Source organism: Chelatococcus reniformis, from assembly GCF_014640075.1.
In the GTDB taxonomy this organism is placed as follows: Bacteria; Pseudomonadota; Alphaproteobacteria; order Rhizobiales; family Beijerinckiaceae; genus Camelimonas; species Camelimonas reniformis.
The window spans coordinates 451,072-469,263 of record NZ_BMGG01000001.1; the positions used below are offsets into that span (position 1 = coordinate 451,072).

At 68.9% G+C, this 18,192-nt stretch carries 13 protein-coding genes; 9 read left to right on the plus strand and 4 right to left on the minus strand.

Going from position 1 to position 18,192, the window contains the following annotated elements:
* Positions 1–446: 446 nt before the first annotated feature.
* From IEW34_RS02015 to IEW34_RS02045, 7 genes are all read left to right on the plus strand, one after another.
* A complete protein-coding gene (locus tag IEW34_RS02015; protein ID WP_188607442.1) occupies positions 447–1,385 on the plus strand; it encodes an MBL fold metallo-hydrolase in 939 nt (312 codons plus the stop codon).
* A gap of 21 nt (positions 1,386–1,406) precedes the next feature.
* The gene (locus tag IEW34_RS02020) at positions 1,407–2,411 is read left to right on the plus strand and encodes an alpha/beta hydrolase (RefSeq protein WP_188607443.1); all 1,005 of its coding nucleotides are present in this window, start codon (positions 1,407–1,409) and stop codon (positions 2,409–2,411) included.
* Between the two features lie 203 nt (positions 2,412–2,614).
* Positions 2,615–3,625 carry an ABC transporter permease gene (locus IEW34_RS02025; RefSeq protein ID WP_188607444.1) on the plus strand — a complete coding sequence of 337 codons (1,011 nt, stop codon included), beginning with the start codon at positions 2,615–2,617 and terminating at the stop codon, positions 3,623–3,625.
* A gap of 88 nt (positions 3,626–3,713) precedes the next feature.
* A complete protein-coding gene (locus IEW34_RS02030) occupies positions 3,714–4,736 on the plus strand; it encodes a sugar ABC transporter substrate-binding protein (RefSeq protein WP_188607445.1) in 1,023 nt (340 codons plus the stop codon).
* Between the two features lie 230 nt (positions 4,737–4,966).
* Positions 4,967–7,168 carry an ABC transporter permease gene (locus IEW34_RS02035; protein ID WP_188607446.1) on the plus strand — a complete coding sequence of 734 codons (2,202 nt, stop codon included), beginning with the start codon at positions 4,967–4,969 and terminating at the stop codon, positions 7,166–7,168.
* A gap of 74 nt (positions 7,169–7,242) precedes the next feature.
* Entirely contained in the window at positions 7,243–8,361 is a 1,119-nt protein-coding gene (locus IEW34_RS02040; protein WP_188607447.1) for an SMP-30/gluconolactonase/LRE family protein, read from the plus strand.
* A complete protein-coding gene (locus IEW34_RS02045; protein WP_244641688.1) occupies positions 8,358–9,935 on the plus strand; it encodes a sugar ABC transporter ATP-binding protein in 1,578 nt (525 codons plus the stop codon). Before IEW34_RS02040 ends, IEW34_RS02045 begins: the two co-directional genes overlap by 4 nt.
* A gap of 182 nt (positions 9,936–10,117) precedes the next feature.
* Here the strand turns inward: IEW34_RS02045 and IEW34_RS02050 are convergent, their stop codons facing one another.
* Both IEW34_RS02050 and IEW34_RS02055 read right to left on the minus strand, forming a co-directional pair.
* The gene (locus IEW34_RS02050) at positions 10,118–11,353 is read right to left on the minus strand and encodes an ABC transporter substrate-binding protein (protein WP_188607448.1); all 1,236 of its coding nucleotides are present in this window, start codon (positions 11,351–11,353) and stop codon (positions 10,118–10,120) included.
* Between the two features lie 491 nt (positions 11,354–11,844).
* The gene (locus tag IEW34_RS02055; RefSeq protein WP_188607449.1) at positions 11,845–13,026 is read right to left on the minus strand and encodes a D-alanyl-D-alanine carboxypeptidase/D-alanyl-D-alanine-endopeptidase; all 1,182 of its coding nucleotides are present in this window, start codon (positions 13,024–13,026) and stop codon (positions 11,845–11,847) included.
* A 796-nt stretch (positions 13,027–13,822) separates the two neighbouring features.
* Between IEW34_RS02055 and IEW34_RS02060 the strand changes: the two genes are divergently transcribed.
* The gene (locus IEW34_RS02060; protein ID WP_188607450.1) at positions 13,823–15,049 is read left to right on the plus strand and encodes a flavin-dependent oxidoreductase; all 1,227 of its coding nucleotides are present in this window, start codon (positions 13,823–13,825) and stop codon (positions 15,047–15,049) included.
* Between the two features lie 203 nt (positions 15,050–15,252).
* Here the strand turns inward: IEW34_RS02060 and IEW34_RS02065 are convergent, their stop codons facing one another.
* Positions 15,253–16,224, minus strand: coding sequence for a GlxA family transcriptional regulator (locus IEW34_RS02065; RefSeq protein WP_188607451.1), 972 nt, complete (start codon positions 16,222–16,224; stop codon positions 15,253–15,255).
* Between the two features lie 126 nt (positions 16,225–16,350).
* Here IEW34_RS02065 and IEW34_RS02070 point away from each other — a divergent pair, with 126 nt between their 5' ends.
* A complete protein-coding gene (locus IEW34_RS02070) occupies positions 16,351–16,989 on the plus strand; it encodes a class I SAM-dependent methyltransferase (protein ID WP_188607452.1) in 639 nt (212 codons plus the stop codon).
* Between the two features lie 136 nt (positions 16,990–17,125).
* On the opposite strand, the gene lipP1 is transcribed toward IEW34_RS02070, so the two are convergent.
* Positions 17,126–18,097, minus strand: coding sequence for a LipP1 family hormone-sensitive lipase (gene lipP1 / locus IEW34_RS02075; protein ID WP_210324424.1), 972 nt, complete (start codon positions 18,095–18,097; stop codon positions 17,126–17,128).
* Between the last annotated feature and the right edge of the window lie 95 nt (positions 18,098–18,192).

Genomic DNA, 18,192 nt, shown 5'->3' on the forward strand with positions numbered 1-18,192 from the left:
CACCCGCCTTCCCGCTCGCCGCAACAGATTTCGCCCATGTCGCGACGGTTGGCCCCTCCCGGTCCAGCCGCGAACCTCGCCCCGCTTGCGGGGAGAGGTCGGATCGCGCGAAGCGGGAGCCGGGTGAGGGGCTTCGGTGCGCTCGGGCGGGAGGCGGCTCGTGCCAACCGCCCCTCACCCTACCCTCTCCCCGCGCGCGGGGAGAGGGGCGCCAGCTGCCGCCGTCAACGCCCTGTCGCGCCGGCCGATGTGTCTCCTCTCAAACAACCCGTCATGGTCCCGCGGTCAACCGACGCGCCATCGACGGGGTGGATAGGTGGCATCGACGGCGCCGGCCTGCCGGCGGCGGGGCGGGCTTCGTAGATCGAGAGCAGATCCACGAGCCTGGAGGCTGCCATGCCCGTCCACCGCCTTTCGCACGCCGCCCGCCGCGGGAGGGCGCGCCGATGACCCGCGCCGCCGGGACCTGGCGGGTGGGCGACGCCACGATCACCCGCATCGACGAGCTGACGCTCAAGGCCTTTCCCTTCGAGGCGCTGTTTCCGGAGGGCGACCCCGACACCGTGGCGCGCCACGGCGCCGAGCTGGGCCCCGGCTCCTACGACGCCGCGAACGGGCTGTTCGTGCAGAGCATCCACACCTGGCTGGTGCGCACGCCCCACCACGTGATCCTGATCGACACCGCCACCGGCAACGACAAGCCGCGCCCGCAGGCGCCGCCGCTCGACCACTTGAACGAGCCGTATCTCGCCCGCCTGGCGGCGGCAGGCGTTCAGCCGGAGGAGGTCGACCACGTGCTGCTCACCCACCTGCACGCCGACCACGTGGGCTGGAACACGCGGCTCGACGAAGGCGGCCGCTGGGTGCCGACCTTCCCCAACGCCACCTACCTCATGTCCGCCGGCGAGCGCGCCTACAACGAGAGCCTGGCCGACGGGCGGACCCCCGAAGGTCGAGCCCGCCCCGATCCGGCGCTCGGGCCGGCAGCGCGCGAGCCCAGCGCCGGCGTCTACGACGACAGCGTGCGGCCGGTCATCGACCGCGGCATCGCCCGCTTCGTGCCGGTGGACGGCAGCGAGGTGCTGGACGGCCTCTCCTTCCTGCCGAGCCCCGGCCACAGTATCGACCACGCCTCGATCCGCCTGGTCTCGGCCGGCGCCGAGGCGCTGTTCGCCGGCGACGTCATGCACCACCCGCTCCAGGTGGCGGCCCCCGAGCTCAACTCCTGCTTCTGCGAATTCCCCGAGGCCGCGCTGCGCTCGCGCGCCTGGGCCCTCGCCTACGCGGCGGACCGGGACGTGACAGTGTTCAGCACCCACTTCGCTGAAAGCTCGGCCGGGCGCGTGCGCCGCGCCGGCGAGCGCTTCGCTTGGCAATTCCTCTGAGCCCCCCCATCGGAGTCCGTTATGACCAACCATCCCGCCCGCACGGTAACGGCCCCGGCGATCGTCGCCGAAGACCTGATGATCCCCAGCGACACCGCCGGCATCGCACTGCACCTGCGCCGCAAGCATCTGGCCGCGGTGTCTGCCTTCCCCGCCGAACGCACCGTGCTCCTGATGCACGGTGCCACCTATGCCTCCGAGAGCCTGTTCGACGTGCCGCTCGGCGGCACCTCGTTCATGGATCACCTCGCCGCCGCCGGCTACGACGTCTATGCCGTCGACGTGCGCGGCTACGGCGGCTCGACGCGGCCGCCGCAGATGGCGGCACCGCCGGTCGACCACCCGCCCCTGGTCCGCACCGAGACCGGCGTGCGCGACCTCGCCAGCGCCGTCGCCTTCATCCTCGACCGGCAGGGCCTCGCCCGGCTCAATCTGGTCGGCATGTCGTGGGGCGGCTCGGTCGCCGGCGCCTTCGCCAGCCAGAACAGCGACAGGGTCGGCAAGCTCGCCCTCGTCGCCCCGCTCTGGGTCAATCCGCATCCCATGGCGGTCGATCCGGGCGGCCAGCTCGGCGCCTACCGCAAGGTTGCCGTCGATGGCTTCCGCCAGCGCTGGCTCGGCGCCGCCCCGGACGACAAGCGCGGCGGGCTGATCCCGCCCGGCGGCTTCGAGGCCTTCGCCTCAGCCGCGCTCGCCAGCGATCCGCAGGGCCGCGAGGAGGCGCCGCCCACCATGCGCGCCGTCAACGGCCCGCTCCAGGACATCCGCGAGGCCTGGTCGGTGGGCCGCGCGCTCTACCGGCCCGAGGCGATCACCGTTCCGGTGCTTCTGGTACATGCGGAATGGGACGCCGACGTGCCGCTCGACGTCGCCCGCGCCTTCTTCGGAACGCTCGCCGGCGCGCCCTATCGGCGCTGGGTGGAGATCGGGGAAGGCACGCACATGGTGCTCCTGGAGAAGAACCGCTGGCAGGCCTTCGACGCCATCCACGCCTTCCTGGAGGAGCCAGGCGTGCAGGCCGCCTGAGCTGGTTCGCGGTGGTTGCAACCGCCGCGGATCCACCCGCCGATCGATAACCGTCGCCTATCGACGCAATCCAACCCTCCTATTTTACATTTTCCGGCACCCATGCCCTACTCCGGCACGACGGGCCGCCGATGCAGCGGCCCGCGACGGGCGCGGCTGGCCGCGCCCGACAACAAGAAGAACCGGTCTGGGTAGGAACAGCGATGGTGGGATCAACGGTCTCGGTCGGTCAGCATCGGCCTGCGCGGTTTCCGCGCCTGCTCGTCTCGCAGGAAGCCGTGATCCTGATCGTGGCGATCGTGCTCGCGCTGGTCTTTGCGCTGACGCTGCCCGGCTTCGCCACCGTCGGCAATCTGCTCACCCTCGCCCGCAGCGTCTCGGTGCTCGGCATCCTCGGCCTCGCCATGGCGCTGGTGGTGATCGGGCGCGGCCTCGACCTCTCGCTCATCGCGGCCATGGCCGCCGGCTCCGCCGCGGTGATCCAGGCGCTGAACGCCGGGCTGCCGGTGCCGGTGGCCTTGCTCATCGGCCTCGCCGTGGTGCTCGCCATCGGCTTCGTCAACGGCTGGGTGATCGCCTTCGTCGAGGTGCCGGCGCTGTTCACCACGCTCGCCACCGCCTTCCTGATCTTCGGGCTCACCCGCTTCGTGCTGAAGACGGTCATCGTCTATCCGCCGCCGACCGCCACCGCCTTCCTCTACCTGGGCCAGGGCCGGCCGCTCGGCATCCCCATGCCGATCATCATGTTCGCCGCCGTCGCCGTGCTGGTGCACCTGTTCCTGTCGCGCACGCGCGCCGGCCGCTTCATCTATGCCCGCGGCGACAACACCGAGGCGGCCCGGCTCACCGGCGTCGACGTCAGGCGCGACATCATCGTCTCCTACATGCTGGCCGCCGCCATCGGCTTCCTCGCCGGCATCGTCTCGAGCGCCTCCACCGCCAGCATGAACATGCAGATCATCAACTCGACGCTGATCTTCGACGTCGTGCTGGTGGTGGTGCTCGGCGGCGTCAGCCTGGTGGGCGGGCGCGGCAGCGTGCTCAGCGTGCTGGTGGGCACGCTGCTCATCGGCGTGCTGCTCAACGGCCTCACCATCATGAACGTCAACGGCCAGGTCCAGGATATCATCCGCGGGCTGGTGCTGCTCGGCGCCATCATCCTCGACAACCGGCTGCACCCGCGCGACGAGGAGACGGCCCGGCAGGGCGACTGAGCCTGAGGCCGCCTGCCAACGGCCAGCTTGGGGCGACGACAAGCGTCGAACGACGCCAAACAACAGTACAATGCCAGTGGAGGAAACAATGTCGATCAGGATCAGCCAAAGACTTGCGGTGGTCCTCGGCGCCGCCGCCTTCGCCGCGGCGGGCGCCGCCGGCGCGGCCGAGACGCCGCAGCCGAGCAAGGGGGGCGTCGAGCTGCAGCAGAAGGCCGAGGCGCTGCGCGGCAAGACCATCGCCTGGGTGCCGGTGACCCTGGGCTTCCCGCTCGCCGACGAATGGACCGCCGTGATGAAGCAGGAGGCCGAGGCCGCCGGCATGAAGCTCGTGGTGCGCGATCCCGGCTGGAACGCCACCGCTCAACTCCAGGCGGTCTCCGCGCTGATCGGCGACAAGGTCGACGTCGTCGTCGTGCAGAACCCCAACGTCCAGCTGCTGGCCAAGGAGCTGAAGCGCGCCAACGAGAACGGCGCCTTCGTGGTGCAGGTCAACATGGCCTCCAACCACCGGGCCGACGCCTTCGTCGGCGCCAACTTCATCCGCATCGGCCAGATGCTCGGCGAGGAGGTCATCAAGGCCTGCGGCAAGGGCTCGGGCACCTCGGGCAAGGTGCAGATCGTGCAGGGCGAACTCACCGCCACGGCGAGCCTCGACCAGATGGCCGGCCTGATGGCGGCCCTCAACAAGGACGACACCATCAAGGTGGTGTCCGACCAGGCGGCGGGCTGGGACGCGAACAAGGCGCTCGACATCACCTCCTCGGTCATCCAGCAGCACCCGGACCTGTGCGCCAGCGTCGGCTTCTGGGGCATCATGCAGGCCGGCGCCGCCCAGGCCATCAAGGCCGCCGGCAAGCTCGGCAAGGTGAAGATCTACGCCTCGGGCGAAGGTAGCCGCTCCGACTGCGACATGATCCAGCAGGGCCTGTTCGACAAATTCGTCAACTACAACGCCAAGCAGCAGGGCCACGACATCATGCAGACCATCAACTTCCTGCTGCAAAGCGGCCAGAAGCCCGGCTCGCTCTACATCGCCAACTTCAGCGAGCTCAACTGGCTCGACAAGGAGACCGGCAAGGGCGACGCCTGCTGGGATTTGAAGAAGTAGCTGCGGCGTTCGAGCGGATGGATGGCCGGGTCAAGCCCTGCCATGACGAGGTTGAGGCGGAAAAGCCCATATCCTCAACGTCATAGCCGGGCTTGACCCGGCTATCCATCTCCTTGGAATCAAGGGCCGGGGCCGAAGCCCCGGCTCCAGCGGAAGAATTCGAGCCCATCTCGGCACTCGGATAAGCCGGCCCGGCTGCCGAGACACAGAAGAACCCTAAGGGAGAGCCCATGTCGGTCGCCGCTTCGCCGCCGCCGCGGTCGTCGGTCCGGGACGCCGTCAACGATCTGCGCTACCGCTTCTCGATCAAGCTGTTCCTGTCGGAGCTCCTGTCGAAGAACTGGATGGAGCCGATCGTTCCGTTCCTGCTGATGGTGGCGCTGATCGGCTATTTCTCGGCGACGGTGCCCAACTACACCTCGCTCGACAACACCCAGCAGCTGTTGCGGCTGTTCGCCGAGATCGGCCTCGTCTCGGTGGCCATGGGCTTCGTGCTCATCTCCGGCGGCATCGATCTCAGCGTCGGCGCCATCTTCGCGGTGACCAACCTCGCCGCGCTCATCCTGTTCAAGTCGTGGGAATGGCCGGTGTGGGCGGTGGCGCTCGGCACGCTCGCCGTCGGCGCCTTCATCGGGCTGATCAACGGCGTGCTCGTCGGCTACCTCAAGGCGCGGCCGTTCCTCACCACGCTGGTGACCCTGATCATCCTGCGCGCCGGCTTCGACATGGTGAGCGAGAAATACGCCCCGCGCTTCGCCGTCTCCGATATCGAGAGCGACGTCTGGGATTTTCTGGGCGGCGGCACCATTCTCGGCATCCCCACCAACGCCCTGGCACTGCTCGTGGTGCTGATCATCGGCCACGTCTACTTGAGCCGCTCGCGCTACGGCTGGCACATCATGGCGGTGGGCTCCAGCCGCAAGGCGGCGCGCCACGCCGGCATCCGCGTGGAGCGGGTGCTGCTCGGCACCTACGTGCTCTCCGGCCTGCTCTGCGCGCTCGCCGGCCTGTTCTACGCGGCGCGCCAGAACAGCGCCGGCTCCGACACCGGCCAGGGCTGGGAAATGCAGGCGCTGACCGCCGTGGTGCTCGGCGGCATCTCGCTCGCCGGCGGCCGCGGCACCGTGTGGCGGGCGGCCATGGGCGCCGTCATCGTCTTCCTCCTGATCAACGGCTTCGTGCGGCTGGGGCTGGAGGGCTACCTCACCATGGCGGCGCTGGGCGCCATCCTGCTCGTCGCCGTGGGCTTCGACGTCAAATGGGCGAAGAACCGGGGCAAGGCGATCCAGAAGATCTACGTCAACCCGACGCGGCTGGAGCTGAAGCAGGCGCCCTCCATCGCCCGCGGCAGCGCCTCGCCCTACGCCGAGAACGACCGACTGAGCCAGGCCGAGGTCATCGGGCTCGGCCAGGTCGAGGGCCCCGAAGACGTCATCCTCGACCGGCAGGACAGGCTCTACACCGGCACCCGCGAGGGCTGGATCCTGCGCTTCTCCGGCCCCAACTTCGAGCACCGCGAGGTCTTCGCCCGCATGGGCGGCCGGCCGCTCGGCCTCGCCTTCGACAAGGACGAGAACCTGGTCTGCTGCAACGGCGGCATGGGTGTCTACGGCGTCACGCCCCAGGGCGAGATCTTCAAGATCACCGACGAGACCAACCGCACCTGGGGCAAGCTCAACGACGATTCGCGCCTGCGCCTCGCCGACGACCTCGACATCGCCCCGGACGGCAAGATCTACTTCTCGGAAGCCACCATCCGCTACGAGATGCACAGCTGGGACATGGACGGCATCGAGGGCCGCGGCAACGGCCGCATGATCTGCTACGACCCGGCGACGCGCACCACCCGCACCATCATCAAGAACCAGCGCTTCCCCAACGGCGTGTGCGTGGCCCACGACGGCCAGTCGGTGCTCTATGTCTCCACCTGGCTGTGCCGCATCCTGCGCTACTGGATTGCCGGACCGAAGAAGGGCCAGCTGGAAACCGTGGTGGAGCAGCTGCCGGGCTACCCCGACAACCTGAACCGCGCCTCCGACGGCGGCTACTGGCTGGCGCTCGCCGGCATCCGCTCGCCGGCCTACGACCTCGCCATGCGCAAGCCCGACTTCCGCCTGCGCATGGTGAAGGAGATCCCGCGCGACGAGTGGCTCTACCCCGGCCTCAACAACGGCTGCGTAGTGAAGCTCGATGCCGATTGCCAGCCGGTGGAGACCTACTGGGACCCGACGGGCAAGCTGCACCCCACCATCACCTCCATGCGCGAGCACAAGGGCTATCTCTACATCGGGGGCCTGGAGAACAACCGCATCGGCCGTATCAAGCTCCCGGGCGCCGACCCCGACTGGACGGGGTGGGAGAGCTATTGGGGTAACAAGCAGAATTCCCGAGTCCGCCCAACGAGCGGGTCCGGGATTTCTGCAGTATCTTGAAAATTTTAGCTGAAATTTTCGAACCGGAACTCAGTTCCGGTCGCAGATTTCAGCTTAAGCGGCGGAGCTGAATCATGGCCTTCTACAGTCACTTCCTCCGCAACATGGAGCAGATCTTCTTCCCGGACCGGGACCAGCACGCCATCCCCTCCATGGACGGCGCGCTCTCCCCCAACGGCAAGCTCGACGCCTTCACCGTGCTGCTGCCCGATTTGACCGACGTCGACGATGTCGCCGTCGCCCCCGACGGCCTCTACGTCTCCGCCGGGCGCCAGGTGGTGCACCGCTTCGGCCCCGGCCTCGGCCAGAGCCGCACCCTGGCGAGCTTCGACGCCGCGGCGGGCGCCCTGGCGCTGCACCCGGACGGGCGCCTGCTCGTCTGCGTCGCCGGCAAAGGCCTTGCGGCGATTGGCACCGACGGCGGCCAGCGCTGGCTGACCGAGGCGGAGGGACAGCCCCTCGCCTGCCTCACCGGCGTCGCCGCGGCGCCCGACGGCACCATCGTGCTGACAGACGGCAGCAGCCGCCACCGCGCCGCCGACTGGTGCCGCGACCTGATGGAGAAGAATGCCGCTGGCCGGCTCATCGTCGCCGACGCCGGGCTCGCCACGGCCCGCGTGGTGCGCGGCGGGCTCGCCTATCCGCACGGCTGTGCGTTCTCGGCCGATGGGCGCCAGCTCTGGTTCACCGAGAGTTGGATGCACCGCGTCAGCCGCTGCGCCTCCGGCGCCGGGGGCCTCGCCGCGCCCGAGGTGTTGATCCCCAACCTGCCGGGCTATCCGGCGCGCCTCACCCCGGCTGCGGCCGGCGGCTTCTGGCTGCCGCTGTTCGCGTTGCGCACGCACCTGGTCGAGCTGGTGCTGCGCGACGACGACTTCCGCCGCGACATGATGCTCTCGATCGCCCCGGAGCTGTGGATCGCGCCGCAGTATGCGTCCGGCAAGAGCTACCTGGAGCCGTTGCAGGGCGGCGGCATGCGCAAGCTCGGCATCCTCAAGCCCTGGGCGCCGCCGCGCTCCTATGGCTTCGTCGGCCGCATCGGTGACGACGGCCGCTTCCTCGACAGCGTCCAGAGCCGGGCGGGCGGCGACCACCACGGCATCGTCAGGGCCATCGAGCCGCCGCAGGGCCTCGTCGTCGTCTCCAAGGCGATGGGCCAGCTGCTCCAAGCCCCAGCGGAGACCCGCCAATGAACGAGATGATCATCGCGGCGGGGGCGGCGCAGCCGGCGGCCGCCGCAGCCAAAGGCACCGGCAAAGTGCCGGTGCTGAGCGTCACCCGCGCCAGCAAGATCTACGGCGGCGTGCACGCCATCGAGGACGTGGACTTCGACGTCCACGCCGGCGAGGTGCACGCGCTGGTGGGCGAGAACGGCGCCGGCAAGTCGACCCTGTGCAAGGCCATCGCCGGGGCGATCCAGCTCACCTCGGGCGAGATCGCCCTCGACGGGGCGCCGGCGCACTTCGAGCGCCCGGCCGACGCGCTCGCCGCCGGTATCAACATGGTCTACCAGGAGACCAGCCTGGTGCCGACGATGACGGTGGCACAGAACCTGGAGCTCGGCAACGAGCCGCTGATCACCCGCTTCCGCTCGCTCAACATCCAGGCCCAGCAGCTGCTGCAATCGCTCAACTTCCACGTCGAGCCCACCGCCATGGTGGCGACGCTCGGCACGGCGAAGCGGCAGATGGTGGAGATCGCCCGCGCCGTGCGCCACAAGGCGCGGCTGATCATCTTCGACGAGCCGACCGCCAGCCTGACACCCGAGGAGATCCTGCACTTCTTCCACCTGGTGGAGGACCTGCGGGCGCGGGGCGTCGCCATCATCTACATCTCGCACGCGCTCGAAGAATCGCTGAAGATCTCCGACCGCATCACCGTGCTGCGCGACGGCAAGCTGGTGATCACCGCGCCGACGAAGGACATGACGCGCGAGGAGCTGGTGCGGCACATGGTGGGCCGCGACATCTCCCGCACCCACTACGCCAAGCACGCCACGGCGGCGCCCGCGGCGTCAGCGCCTCCGGTGCTGCGCGAAAAAGTCCTGGAGGTGGAGAACGTCACCATGGGCACGGCGGTGAAGAACATGTCGTTCTCGCTCTACGCCGGCGAGGTGGTGGGGGTGGCCGGCCTCATCGGCTCGGGCCGCACCGAGATCGCCAAGGTGATCGCCGGCGCTCTGAAGCGCAACCTGATCAACGGCGGCATGATCTACCTGCGCGGCAAGCCGGTGCGCTACCGCGTGCCGCGCCAGGCCATCGACGACGGCATCGTCTACATCACCGAGGACCGCAAGCTCGACGGCTTCTTCGAGACCATGGCCATCGACGACAACATGTATGTGGGCAAGCTCGCCACCAAGGCCGGCCGCACCTTCCTGCTCTCCGGCGCGGTGCGCAAATCGCTCGCCGCCGACCTGATCGCCCGCCTGCGCATCGCCGCGCTCGACAGCCGCGCCAAGATCGTGGAGCTCTCCGGCGGCAACCAGCAGAAGGTGGTGGTGGGCAAGGCGCTGGCCCAGGACCCGTCGATCGTCATCTTCGACGAGCCGACCCGCGGCGTCGACGTGGGCGCCATCCCCGAGATCCACGGCGCCATCCGCCGCCTCGCCGACGAGGGCAAGGCGGTGATGGTGATCTCCTCCTACCTGCCGGAGGTGCTCAGCATCTCCGACCGCATCCTGGTTGCCCGGCAGGGCCGCATCGTGGCGGAGCTGGACGCGGCGACCGCCGACGAGCGGCAGATCATGTATGCGGCGATCCATTGATCCTCGCCGCGACACGGGGCGGTCGCGTCGCCGCCCCCTCCACCGCCTACGGCGGTCCCCTCCCCCGCTGCGCGGAGGAGGAACAGGCGCGGCGGCAAGGCTTTGATCCTCCCCCGCAACGCGGGGGAGGGGGACCATGAGCAGCATGGTGGAGGGGGCCGGCGCGCCCATCCTGCTCCGGGCTACATCGGCGCACGTTCGCGAAAGACCTTGAGGGCCCGCGGATCCCTTGCCGATATGATCGTCGCCATCACCATGTCCGCCGGGCTGAAGCCGCAGTGGTTCTCCGGCGTGAAGCTCAGGTTGCCGAGCATCCCCGGGAAGTTCCTGACGCTATCGAGGGCCGTCTTGAGGCGCGGCGTCTCGAAGGTCTTTTCCTGTTCGATGACGAACTTAAGGAGATTGAGAAAGTCGTAGTAGGGGCTGCCCGCTGAATCCGTTCCTCTCCCTTCCGCGCCAGGGTAGGTCAGGAGTTTCTTCACATACTCGACCTGCCGAGTGCCGCGCTCCTGGGTATCCGACCACGTGAGCGACTTGTACCAGGTGGAGTAGACGTTCTTGAGGGCCTCGGCGGGCACCATGTCGAGCAAGGCTTCGAGGAACAGGGCGGTGTGGCCGGTAATGGTCGGGAACCACTTCATCGAATTCATGGCGTTGAAGATCATCGCCGAGTTCGGAATGTTGGACATCCACATGAGGACGCCCTCGGCTCCGGCCTTGCGCAGAGCCTGCACGTAACCCGACAGGTCCGGAGCCGTGATGGGGAAGACCTGGGTGTCGACCGCCTCCAGGCCGCGCTTGCGCAGCTCAGCCTTAGACACCGGCGTGATCTGCTCCCCGTAGGCCGTGCTTTCCTGAAGGATGCCGATCTTCTTCAGCTTGAGCACGTCACACAAGTAGGAAACGCAGGCCACCGCCTGATGGTCCGAGTTGAAAACGAGCTGATAGTGATAGGGATACTTCGTGCCGTTGGCGACGTCGGAGGCCAGACTATACGACGTCTGAATGATCTTGCGCGGGGACGACGCGGAGATGGACGACAGCGTTTGGGACGAGCCGGTCGGGCCACAGACGAAGTTGATCCCCTCCTCGGCGTATTTGAGGATGATGGCGGGCTCCTTGGCAGGGGAGGCCTCGTCGTCCTGCTCGTCGCGGACGATCTGTCGCCCGAGGATGCCGCCGGCCGCATTGATTTCATCGATGGCGACGAGCCCGTTGACGTAGAGCGACGAGAACGATGAGGCGAGACGGCCCGTCGTCGGTCGCACCCACCCGATCTTGAGCGGATCTGCGGGGCCCTGCGCGCGCACACGGTGGGGAAGCACGGCAGCTCCAACGAGCGCGGTCGCCGCGGTGAGAAGCCTGCGGCGAGAGATCTCGCCGTCGGGCCGGATGAGGGTTGGCCTGTCGCTCGTCATGTGCGTCTGTCCTCCCGCGGCGGGCCGTCGAGCGGCCCTTTCGTTTTTTCCGCCAAGCATTCGCTGCGCGCCGCTGACCCTCGGCGGCGCGCATCCTTTCAAGCTTGATTTGAATACCTGCCGGCTCGCGCCTTCATGCGTCAGCGGTGCCCCTCACGCGTGAGGACTGCGCACGCCGTCTCGGCGAAGCGGCCTTTCGGCGGACGATTCAAGTTAGAACGCGTTCTAAACGTGTCAAGCATCGGGCCGCGCGGATGTGGGCCGGGCATCTGACCAGCTGAGCGATGCGAGCGGCGCGTGACAGACATGTCGCTGCCCTCCACCGCCTGCGGCGGTCCCCCTCCCCCACTGCGTTGGTGAGGATCGCAGCCCCCGCGACGCGGGGGAGGGGGACCATGCGCAGCATGGTGGAGGGGGCCGGCGCGCACGTGCCGCGTGCCAGCAGCCATCGAGTTCAGACAGATCGGGCGTCGCCTACCGCCTCTTGGCGGCTACAACTCGGCTTTCAGAAGCCGCAGCAGCCGGAAGCGCAACCCGATGTCGCCGTTGGTGAGCGCGATCACGAAGCGCACCTGGCCGTGCTTTGCGGTGTCGGCATAGCCGGCCAGCGTGCGCACCCCTTCCATCGTGCCGGTCTTGTTGGCCCCGCCGTCGTGGCCGCGCAGCAGGTCGGCGTGCGGAGCGAAGAGGGCGAGCACCTCGGCGAGGCCGCGCGTGGTGAAGCGGTTGCCGCGGCTGATGCCCGAGCCCTCCTCCAGATGAATGCTGTCGGCGAGAGCATTGGCGGCCAGCATCGCGCCCGCGACCTGAAGCGACTTGTCGAGGCTCACCGGCCCGCCCAGGCGCCGCGCGCCGATCTCCAGGAAGACCTGGTTGGCGACATAGTTGTTGGAGCCGCGGAGCAGCGCCACGAGGATCTCGGACAGGGGGCGTGACTGCCGGTGCACGTAGACCGGCTCGCGACCCTCCGGCACGGGCCCGATCGAGATGCCGCCCGTCACGCGGCCGCCGGCCCGCTCGATGAAGGCGGCGATCAGCTCGCCGGCATAGCGCAGGCTCACCGCCGGGTCCTTGCTCAGGCTGATGCGCCCGCTCCCCTTTGGGCCCCGCGCCCGGAACTCGGCGATGGCGAGCGGGGTGATCGGCGTCTGCGTCTCGGCCGAGCGCACCTTGCCGCCCTTGCGCACGGCATGGACCGTGTTGAAGTTCACCGCCAGCGCGCCGTTCAGCGCATCATACGCCTCCTCGGTGTCCTCGATGCCGGGGATGGCGAGCTTCGACGGATAGTAGCTCGCGTCAAGCACGATGCCGGTGATCGGCTCCGTGCCGATGGCTGCGACCAGCCCGGTCGCGAGCAGCGCCAGCTCCTCCGAGATCAGGAACGGATCGCCGCCGCCGCGCACGTGGAGCACCCGCTTGTCGTCGAGATAGAAGCGCGTCTGGAAGCGATAGTCGCCGCCCAGCACCTCCATCGCCAGCCACGCCGTGACGATCTTGGTGACCGAGGCGGGGACGAAGGGCGCATCCGCGTTCTGCGCCACCAGCTCGTTGCCGGCGGCATCGACCATGAGCACCGCCGCGGACGGCGCCGCAGCCGCGAGCTTCTCCTTGACGCCGGCCAGGGCTGGGGCGGGCAGCAGGAGCAAAGCCAGGGCGAGCAGGCGAGACAGCATGGCGACTCCGGCGGGGTGTGGGGCTCTGCGGCTTGCGCGACCTGTGTATTGAGGCTGAGGCGTCAGGGCAGTCAATTGCGGAGCGCGCGATGCGGCCGGAGTCGACCGCTGGCCTCTCGCGGAACCCGAAGCGCAAGATCAATCTGAAGGTCGGGCCAGAGATCAAGCGACGGGCGAGACAGAACCGCTATTCCACCATCCTGGGCGGACCCGTATCGTCTCCGAGCTTGGACGCCGTAGCAGCGCGTGGGCGACAGGTGATGGAAGCCGCAATTCATTGGCGGGTGGACGGTCATCCGCCTTTTGCCCGTAGCCGACAGGGGCGGCACGCTCTCCACTTTGCCCACGAAATTGAGAATTATATATCGCGTCGCCTCGGATGAAATTGGATGCATAGGGAACACTCAGTATGGCGAAATCTGACATCAAAAATATGCTTGAGTGGAAGACGAAACGTGGATCATCAATATCGGTTTTTACTACTCTCAACGAACTACAACAAATTTAAAACACATGGAAAAAATGCAAAAGATCAAATTTCAGAAATATGCGAATTTATACCGATTCGAATCGTCACCATAATTGAGGTTTTCGTACGCGATTCTATTCGGGAGCTCGTTGATTTCGGCCCTCCATACATGGAGGCTTTCTGCAAAACGAAGCAGCTCCCCTAGCAACCCGTCGAGCCCGTCCCTCTTCAGGCCCCACCTGGCAGATATCCCGCCCGTTCTGTCATACCGCCCCCTCCGCCCCGCCCCTAGCCTGCCTCCGACACACGATCCCATGAGGCGGCATCATGAAGGCGCTGATCGCCGGCGGCGGTATCGGCGGGCTGACCACCGCGCTCGCCCTGCACCGGGCCGGAATCGAGGTCGAGATCTTCGAGCGGGCGGACGCCGTCCGCGAACTCGGCGTCGGCATCAACATGCTGCCCCATGCGGTGGCGGAGCTGGTCGGGCTCGGGCTTCAGGACGAGCTCGATGCCCACGGCATCCGCACGCGCGAGCTGATCTATGCCAACCGCCTCGGCCAAGTGGTGTGGCGGGAGCTGCGTGGCACGGAGGCCGGGCATGCCTTCCCCCAATACAGCATCCACCGTGGGCGCCTGCTCGGCCTGATCCACGCCGCGGTGGTGGCGCGGCTGGGCCGCGACGCGCTCCGCACCGGCCGGCAGGTGGTCGGCGTCGAGCAGGACGCCGACGGCGTCTCGGTCGCGCTCGCTGGCCGCGGCGGGGCGACGAGCGCGCGCGGCGACCTGCTGATCGGCGCCGACGGCATCCATTCGCGCGTGCGCGCCCATCTCTATCCCGATGAGGGGCCGCCGATCTGGAACGGGGTGATGCTGTGGCGCGGCTGCACGCCGTGGCCCACGTGGCTGGACGGACGCACGATGGCGATCGCCGGCGGCAACTTCGCCAAGTTCGTGTTCTATCCGATCGCAGCGGCGGCGGACCGGCCGGACATGCGCCTCACCAACTGGGCGGTGATGGCCAGGACCGGCGAGCGCGGCGCCCTGCCCGCGCGCCCCGAGGATTGGAGCCGGCCGGGGGTGCCGGCCGAGGTGCTGCCCTTCGTGCGCGACCGCTTCCGCCTCGACTACGTCGATCCGGCGGCGATCATCGCGGCGACCGGCGGCTTCTACGAATACCCCAACTGCGACCGCGATCCGCTGCCGCGCTGGTCCCATGGGCGGGTGACGCTGCTGGGGGATGCGGCCCACCCCATGTATCCGGTGGGCTCAAACGGCGCGAGCCAAGCCATTCTCGACGCAGCGAGCCTCGCCCGTCACTTGGCGCGGGGCGGATCGGTCGAAGCCGCGCTCGCCGCCTACGATGCGGAGCGGCGGCTTGCGACGGCAGCCGTCGTGCTCGCCAACCGCGAGGGCGGGCCGGAGCGGGTCATCGACCTCATCGAGGCACGGGCGCCGGAGGGTTTCCGCGACATCGAGGAGGTGGCCTCGCACGTGGAGCGCCAGGCGGTGGTGCGCGGCTACGCCGGCCTCGCCGGCTTCGCGTGGCGGTGAGCGGCTCTTCCAGTAGATGGATGGTCGGGTCAAGCCCGACCATGACGTTGAGAGTGATGGCTCTCCACTTCGTCCCGTCATGGTCGGGCTTGACCCGATCATCCATCGTCTTGCAGAGACTATACTGTTTCCGGGACGCTGTGTCGCCGCCTTGCGCCCCTTTTCTACTGTGATGAACAGCGCGTCGAATCTCTGCGTCGGCCCTACAATTCCGCGTGCATGTCGCGGAAGAGGCTCGGGGTCATGCCGAAGCGGCGCTCGAAGGCCTCCGTCAGGCGGGCGGGGGGATAGAGGCCGACGCGCACGGCCACCGCTTTCAGCGCCAGCCCGCGCGACAGCATGAGGCGGGCCGCGTCGAGCCGGGCGGTCTCGACGAAGCGGGCGGGGGTGGCGCCGGTCGCCGCCACGAACTTGCGGTGGAAGCTGCGCTCGCTCATGGCGACGCGTTCCGCCAGCGCCGGCACGTCGAGCGGCGCGGCGAGGTTCGCCTGGATCCAGCCGATCAGGTCGGCGAAGGGGCTCTCCGCCTTGGCCTGGGCGGTGAGCACGGGGCTGAACTGGGACTGGTAGCCGGGGCGGCGGGCGTAGAGCACCAGCCGCTGCGCCACCTCGCCGGCGATCGCCGCGTCGAGATCCTGCGCCACCATGGCCAGCGCCATGTCGATGCCGGTGGTCACCCCGGCCGAGGTCCACAGCCGCCCGTCGACCACGTAGAGCGCCTCCGCGTCCACCGTGACCGCCGGAAAGGCCTTGGCGAGGGGTACGGCCGAATCCCAGTGGGTGGCGATGCGGTGGCCGTCGAGCAGCCCGAGCGCGGCGAGCACGAAGCCGCCGGTGCATACCGAGCCGAAGCGGCCGGGCGCGGCCGTCAATCCCGGCAGCGCGGCGCGCAGCGCCGGGTCCGCCACCGCGGCCAGCAGCGGCTCCCGCTCGGCGCCAGTGACGAGCACGGTGCAGGCCTCGCCGGGTTCGAGCGCGGCGATGCTGCCTGTCTCGACCTCAATGCCGCTGCTGCTGGCGACGGCGCCGCCCCCGGCCGAGGCGATGGCGACCCGGTAGGCGGGCGGCCGTCCGCGCTCACCGAGGGCCCGGTTGGCGCCGTTGAACACCGCGGCCGGCCCGGAGAGGTCGAGCAGCTCGAAGCCGGGATAGACGATGAAGGCGACCGGGTGCATTGGCAGATACTTTCACGATCGACCCTTATCTGCCAGAGAGAGGATGAGGCCCACCTCGACCCGAGCACGACTTCGACCGCTGAGATGGCCGGCCCGGGAGGGCGGCCCTGGAAGGGAGCCCCGGTGATGAGCACAGCGCACGATGCCCGCTTCTGGGACCGGACCTCGCGGAGCTATGCCCGGAGCAAGATCACCGACGCGGCCGGATACGAGCGCACCCTCGGCCGGACGCGGGAGCTCCTCAAGCCGGATGACCGCGTTCTCGAGCTCGGATGCGGGACAGGGACGACGGCGTTCCGCCTGGCCGACGGTGTGGCGCACTACCTTGCCACCGACTTCTCCTCCCGCATGATCGCCATCGCGCAGGCCAAGCGCGCCGAGGCCCCGATCCCGGCGCTCGCCTTCCAGACCGCGACGGCGGATCAACTGGCCGCGGCGGCGGCGACATTCAGCGCCGTTCTCGCCTTCAATTATCTGCACCTGGTGCGCGACGTGCCGGGCACGCTGCGCCATATCCAAGCCCTGCTCGCTCCGGGCGGCTTCTTCATCACCAAGACGCCTTGTCTGGCCGACATGAACGCGCTGCTGCGGCTCGCCGTGATGCCCGCGATGCGCGCCCTGGGCCGGGCGCCGCACGTGAGCGTCTTCGGCGTGGACGAGTTGCGCCGGCTCATGGCCGACGCGGCCTTCGACGTTCTGTCGACCGAACATCACGCGTCGACGGACAGAGATAAGCGCCACTATATCGTGGCCCGCCGGCGCTGAGAGGAGGGGCCGGCGCCCGCTGCCCGGTGGGTGGGCCGAGCCCGTGAACGTAAAGCCCGGCGCGAAACGTTGGTCCCCCTAAGCGCCCGAGCCGGCCAAGCCCGGCGACGGCGTTGGGGCAACCACTCCCACCTCGTCATGGCCGGGCTTGACCCTGCCGTCCATCCGCCGGGCCCGCCGGCTCGGCGAAGAGGGCGCGCAGCCACGCCGTGCATTCCGCCATGGCCCCGTCGGCCTTGTCGACCTTGCCGACCCAGAAGAGGAAGCCGTGGTTCATGCCGTCCCAGCGCGTGAGCTGCACGGAAACGCCGGCGGCCTGGAGGCGCGCGGCAAAGTCTTCGCCCTCGTCGCGCAGCGGGTCGTACTCGGCGGTGAGGACGAGCGCCGGCGGCAGGGCCTCGAAGCACGCCGCGCGCAGGGGCGCCGCGTAGGGGTTCGCCGCATCGGCCGGATCGGCCAGATAGTGGTCCCAGAACCACTCCATCGTCTCGCGGGTCAGGCCATAGCCCTCCGCGTTGTCGCGGTAGGAGCGCGTGCCGGGCGTGTGGTAGTCGGTGACCGGGTACATCAGCAGCTGTCCGCGCAGCCTCGGGCCGCCTTCGTCGCGCAGGCGCAGCGCGGTCGCCGCGGCGAGATTGCCGCCGGCGCTGTCGCCGGCGACGACGATCGTCCCGGCATCCGCCATGAGCTCGCCCGCGTGCTCGGCCGCCCAGCGGGTCGCGGTGACGCAATCGTCGAGCGGCGCGGGAAATTTGTGCTCGGGCGCCAGCCGGTAGTCGACCGACACCACGACGCAGCCCGCCCCGGCGCAGAGATTGCGGCACATGCCGTCGTGGGTATCGAGGCTGCACAGAACGAAGCCGCTGCCGTGAAAGAACATCACGAGCGGGAACGGGCCGGTCCCGTGCGGGCGATAGATCCGCGCGAGCAACGGTCCGCCCGGTCCGGCAAGGTGGCGCTCGCTCACCTCCGCCACGGCCGCGGGCGTCGCCATCAGCGCGATGCGCGCCTCGTACTGGCGCCGCGCCTCGGGGACCGGCAGCGTATGCGTCGCCGGCACGCCCGTCCCCTTGTCGAGAAGGGCTTGAATTTGTGGGTCGACGGGCACGCGTAACCTCCCTTGCGCGCCGCCATTGGCGGGGCGGCGCTGCTTGCAGCGCCCGACTATAGGCGAACGGGCCTTGAGGGCCAGCTCCGCCGGTC

What these genes read in the sequence shown, in the direction of transcription:
- IEW34_RS02015 (WP_188607442.1), top strand. Translation starts at nt 447, where the DNA reads ATGACCCGCGCCGCCGGGACCTGGCGGGTGGGCGACGCCACGATCACC.
- IEW34_RS02020 (WP_188607443.1), top strand. Translation starts at nt 1,407, where the DNA reads ATGACCAACCATCCCGCCCGCACGGTAACGGCCCCGGCGATCGTCGCC.
- IEW34_RS02025 (WP_188607444.1), top strand. Translation starts at nt 2,615, where the DNA reads ATGGTGGGATCAACGGTCTCGGTCGGTCAGCATCGGCCTGCGCGGTTT.
- IEW34_RS02030 (WP_188607445.1), top strand. Translation starts at nt 3,714, where the DNA reads ATGTCGATCAGGATCAGCCAAAGACTTGCGGTGGTCCTCGGCGCCGCC.
- IEW34_RS02035 (WP_188607446.1), top strand. Translation starts at nt 4,967, where the DNA reads ATGTCGGTCGCCGCTTCGCCGCCGCCGCGGTCGTCGGTCCGGGACGCC.
- IEW34_RS02040 (WP_188607447.1), top strand. Translation starts at nt 7,243, where the DNA reads ATGGCCTTCTACAGTCACTTCCTCCGCAACATGGAGCAGATCTTCTTC.
- IEW34_RS02045 (WP_244641688.1), top strand. Translation starts at nt 8,358, where the DNA reads ATGAACGAGATGATCATCGCGGCGGGGGCGGCGCAGCCGGCGGCCGCC.
- IEW34_RS02050 (WP_188607448.1), bottom strand. Translation starts at nt 11,353, where the DNA reads ATGACGAGCGACAGGCCAACCCTCATCCGGCCCGACGGCGAGATCTCT.
- IEW34_RS02055 (WP_188607449.1), bottom strand. Translation starts at nt 13,026, where the DNA reads ATGCTGTCTCGCCTGCTCGCCCTGGCTTTGCTCCTGCTGCCCGCCCCA.
- IEW34_RS02060 (WP_188607450.1), top strand. Translation starts at nt 13,823, where the DNA reads ATGAAGGCGCTGATCGCCGGCGGCGGTATCGGCGGGCTGACCACCGCG.
- IEW34_RS02065 (WP_188607451.1), bottom strand. Translation starts at nt 16,224, where the DNA reads ATGCACCCGGTCGCCTTCATCGTCTATCCCGGCTTCGAGCTGCTCGAC.
- IEW34_RS02070 (WP_188607452.1), top strand. Translation starts at nt 16,351, where the DNA reads ATGAGCACAGCGCACGATGCCCGCTTCTGGGACCGGACCTCGCGGAGC.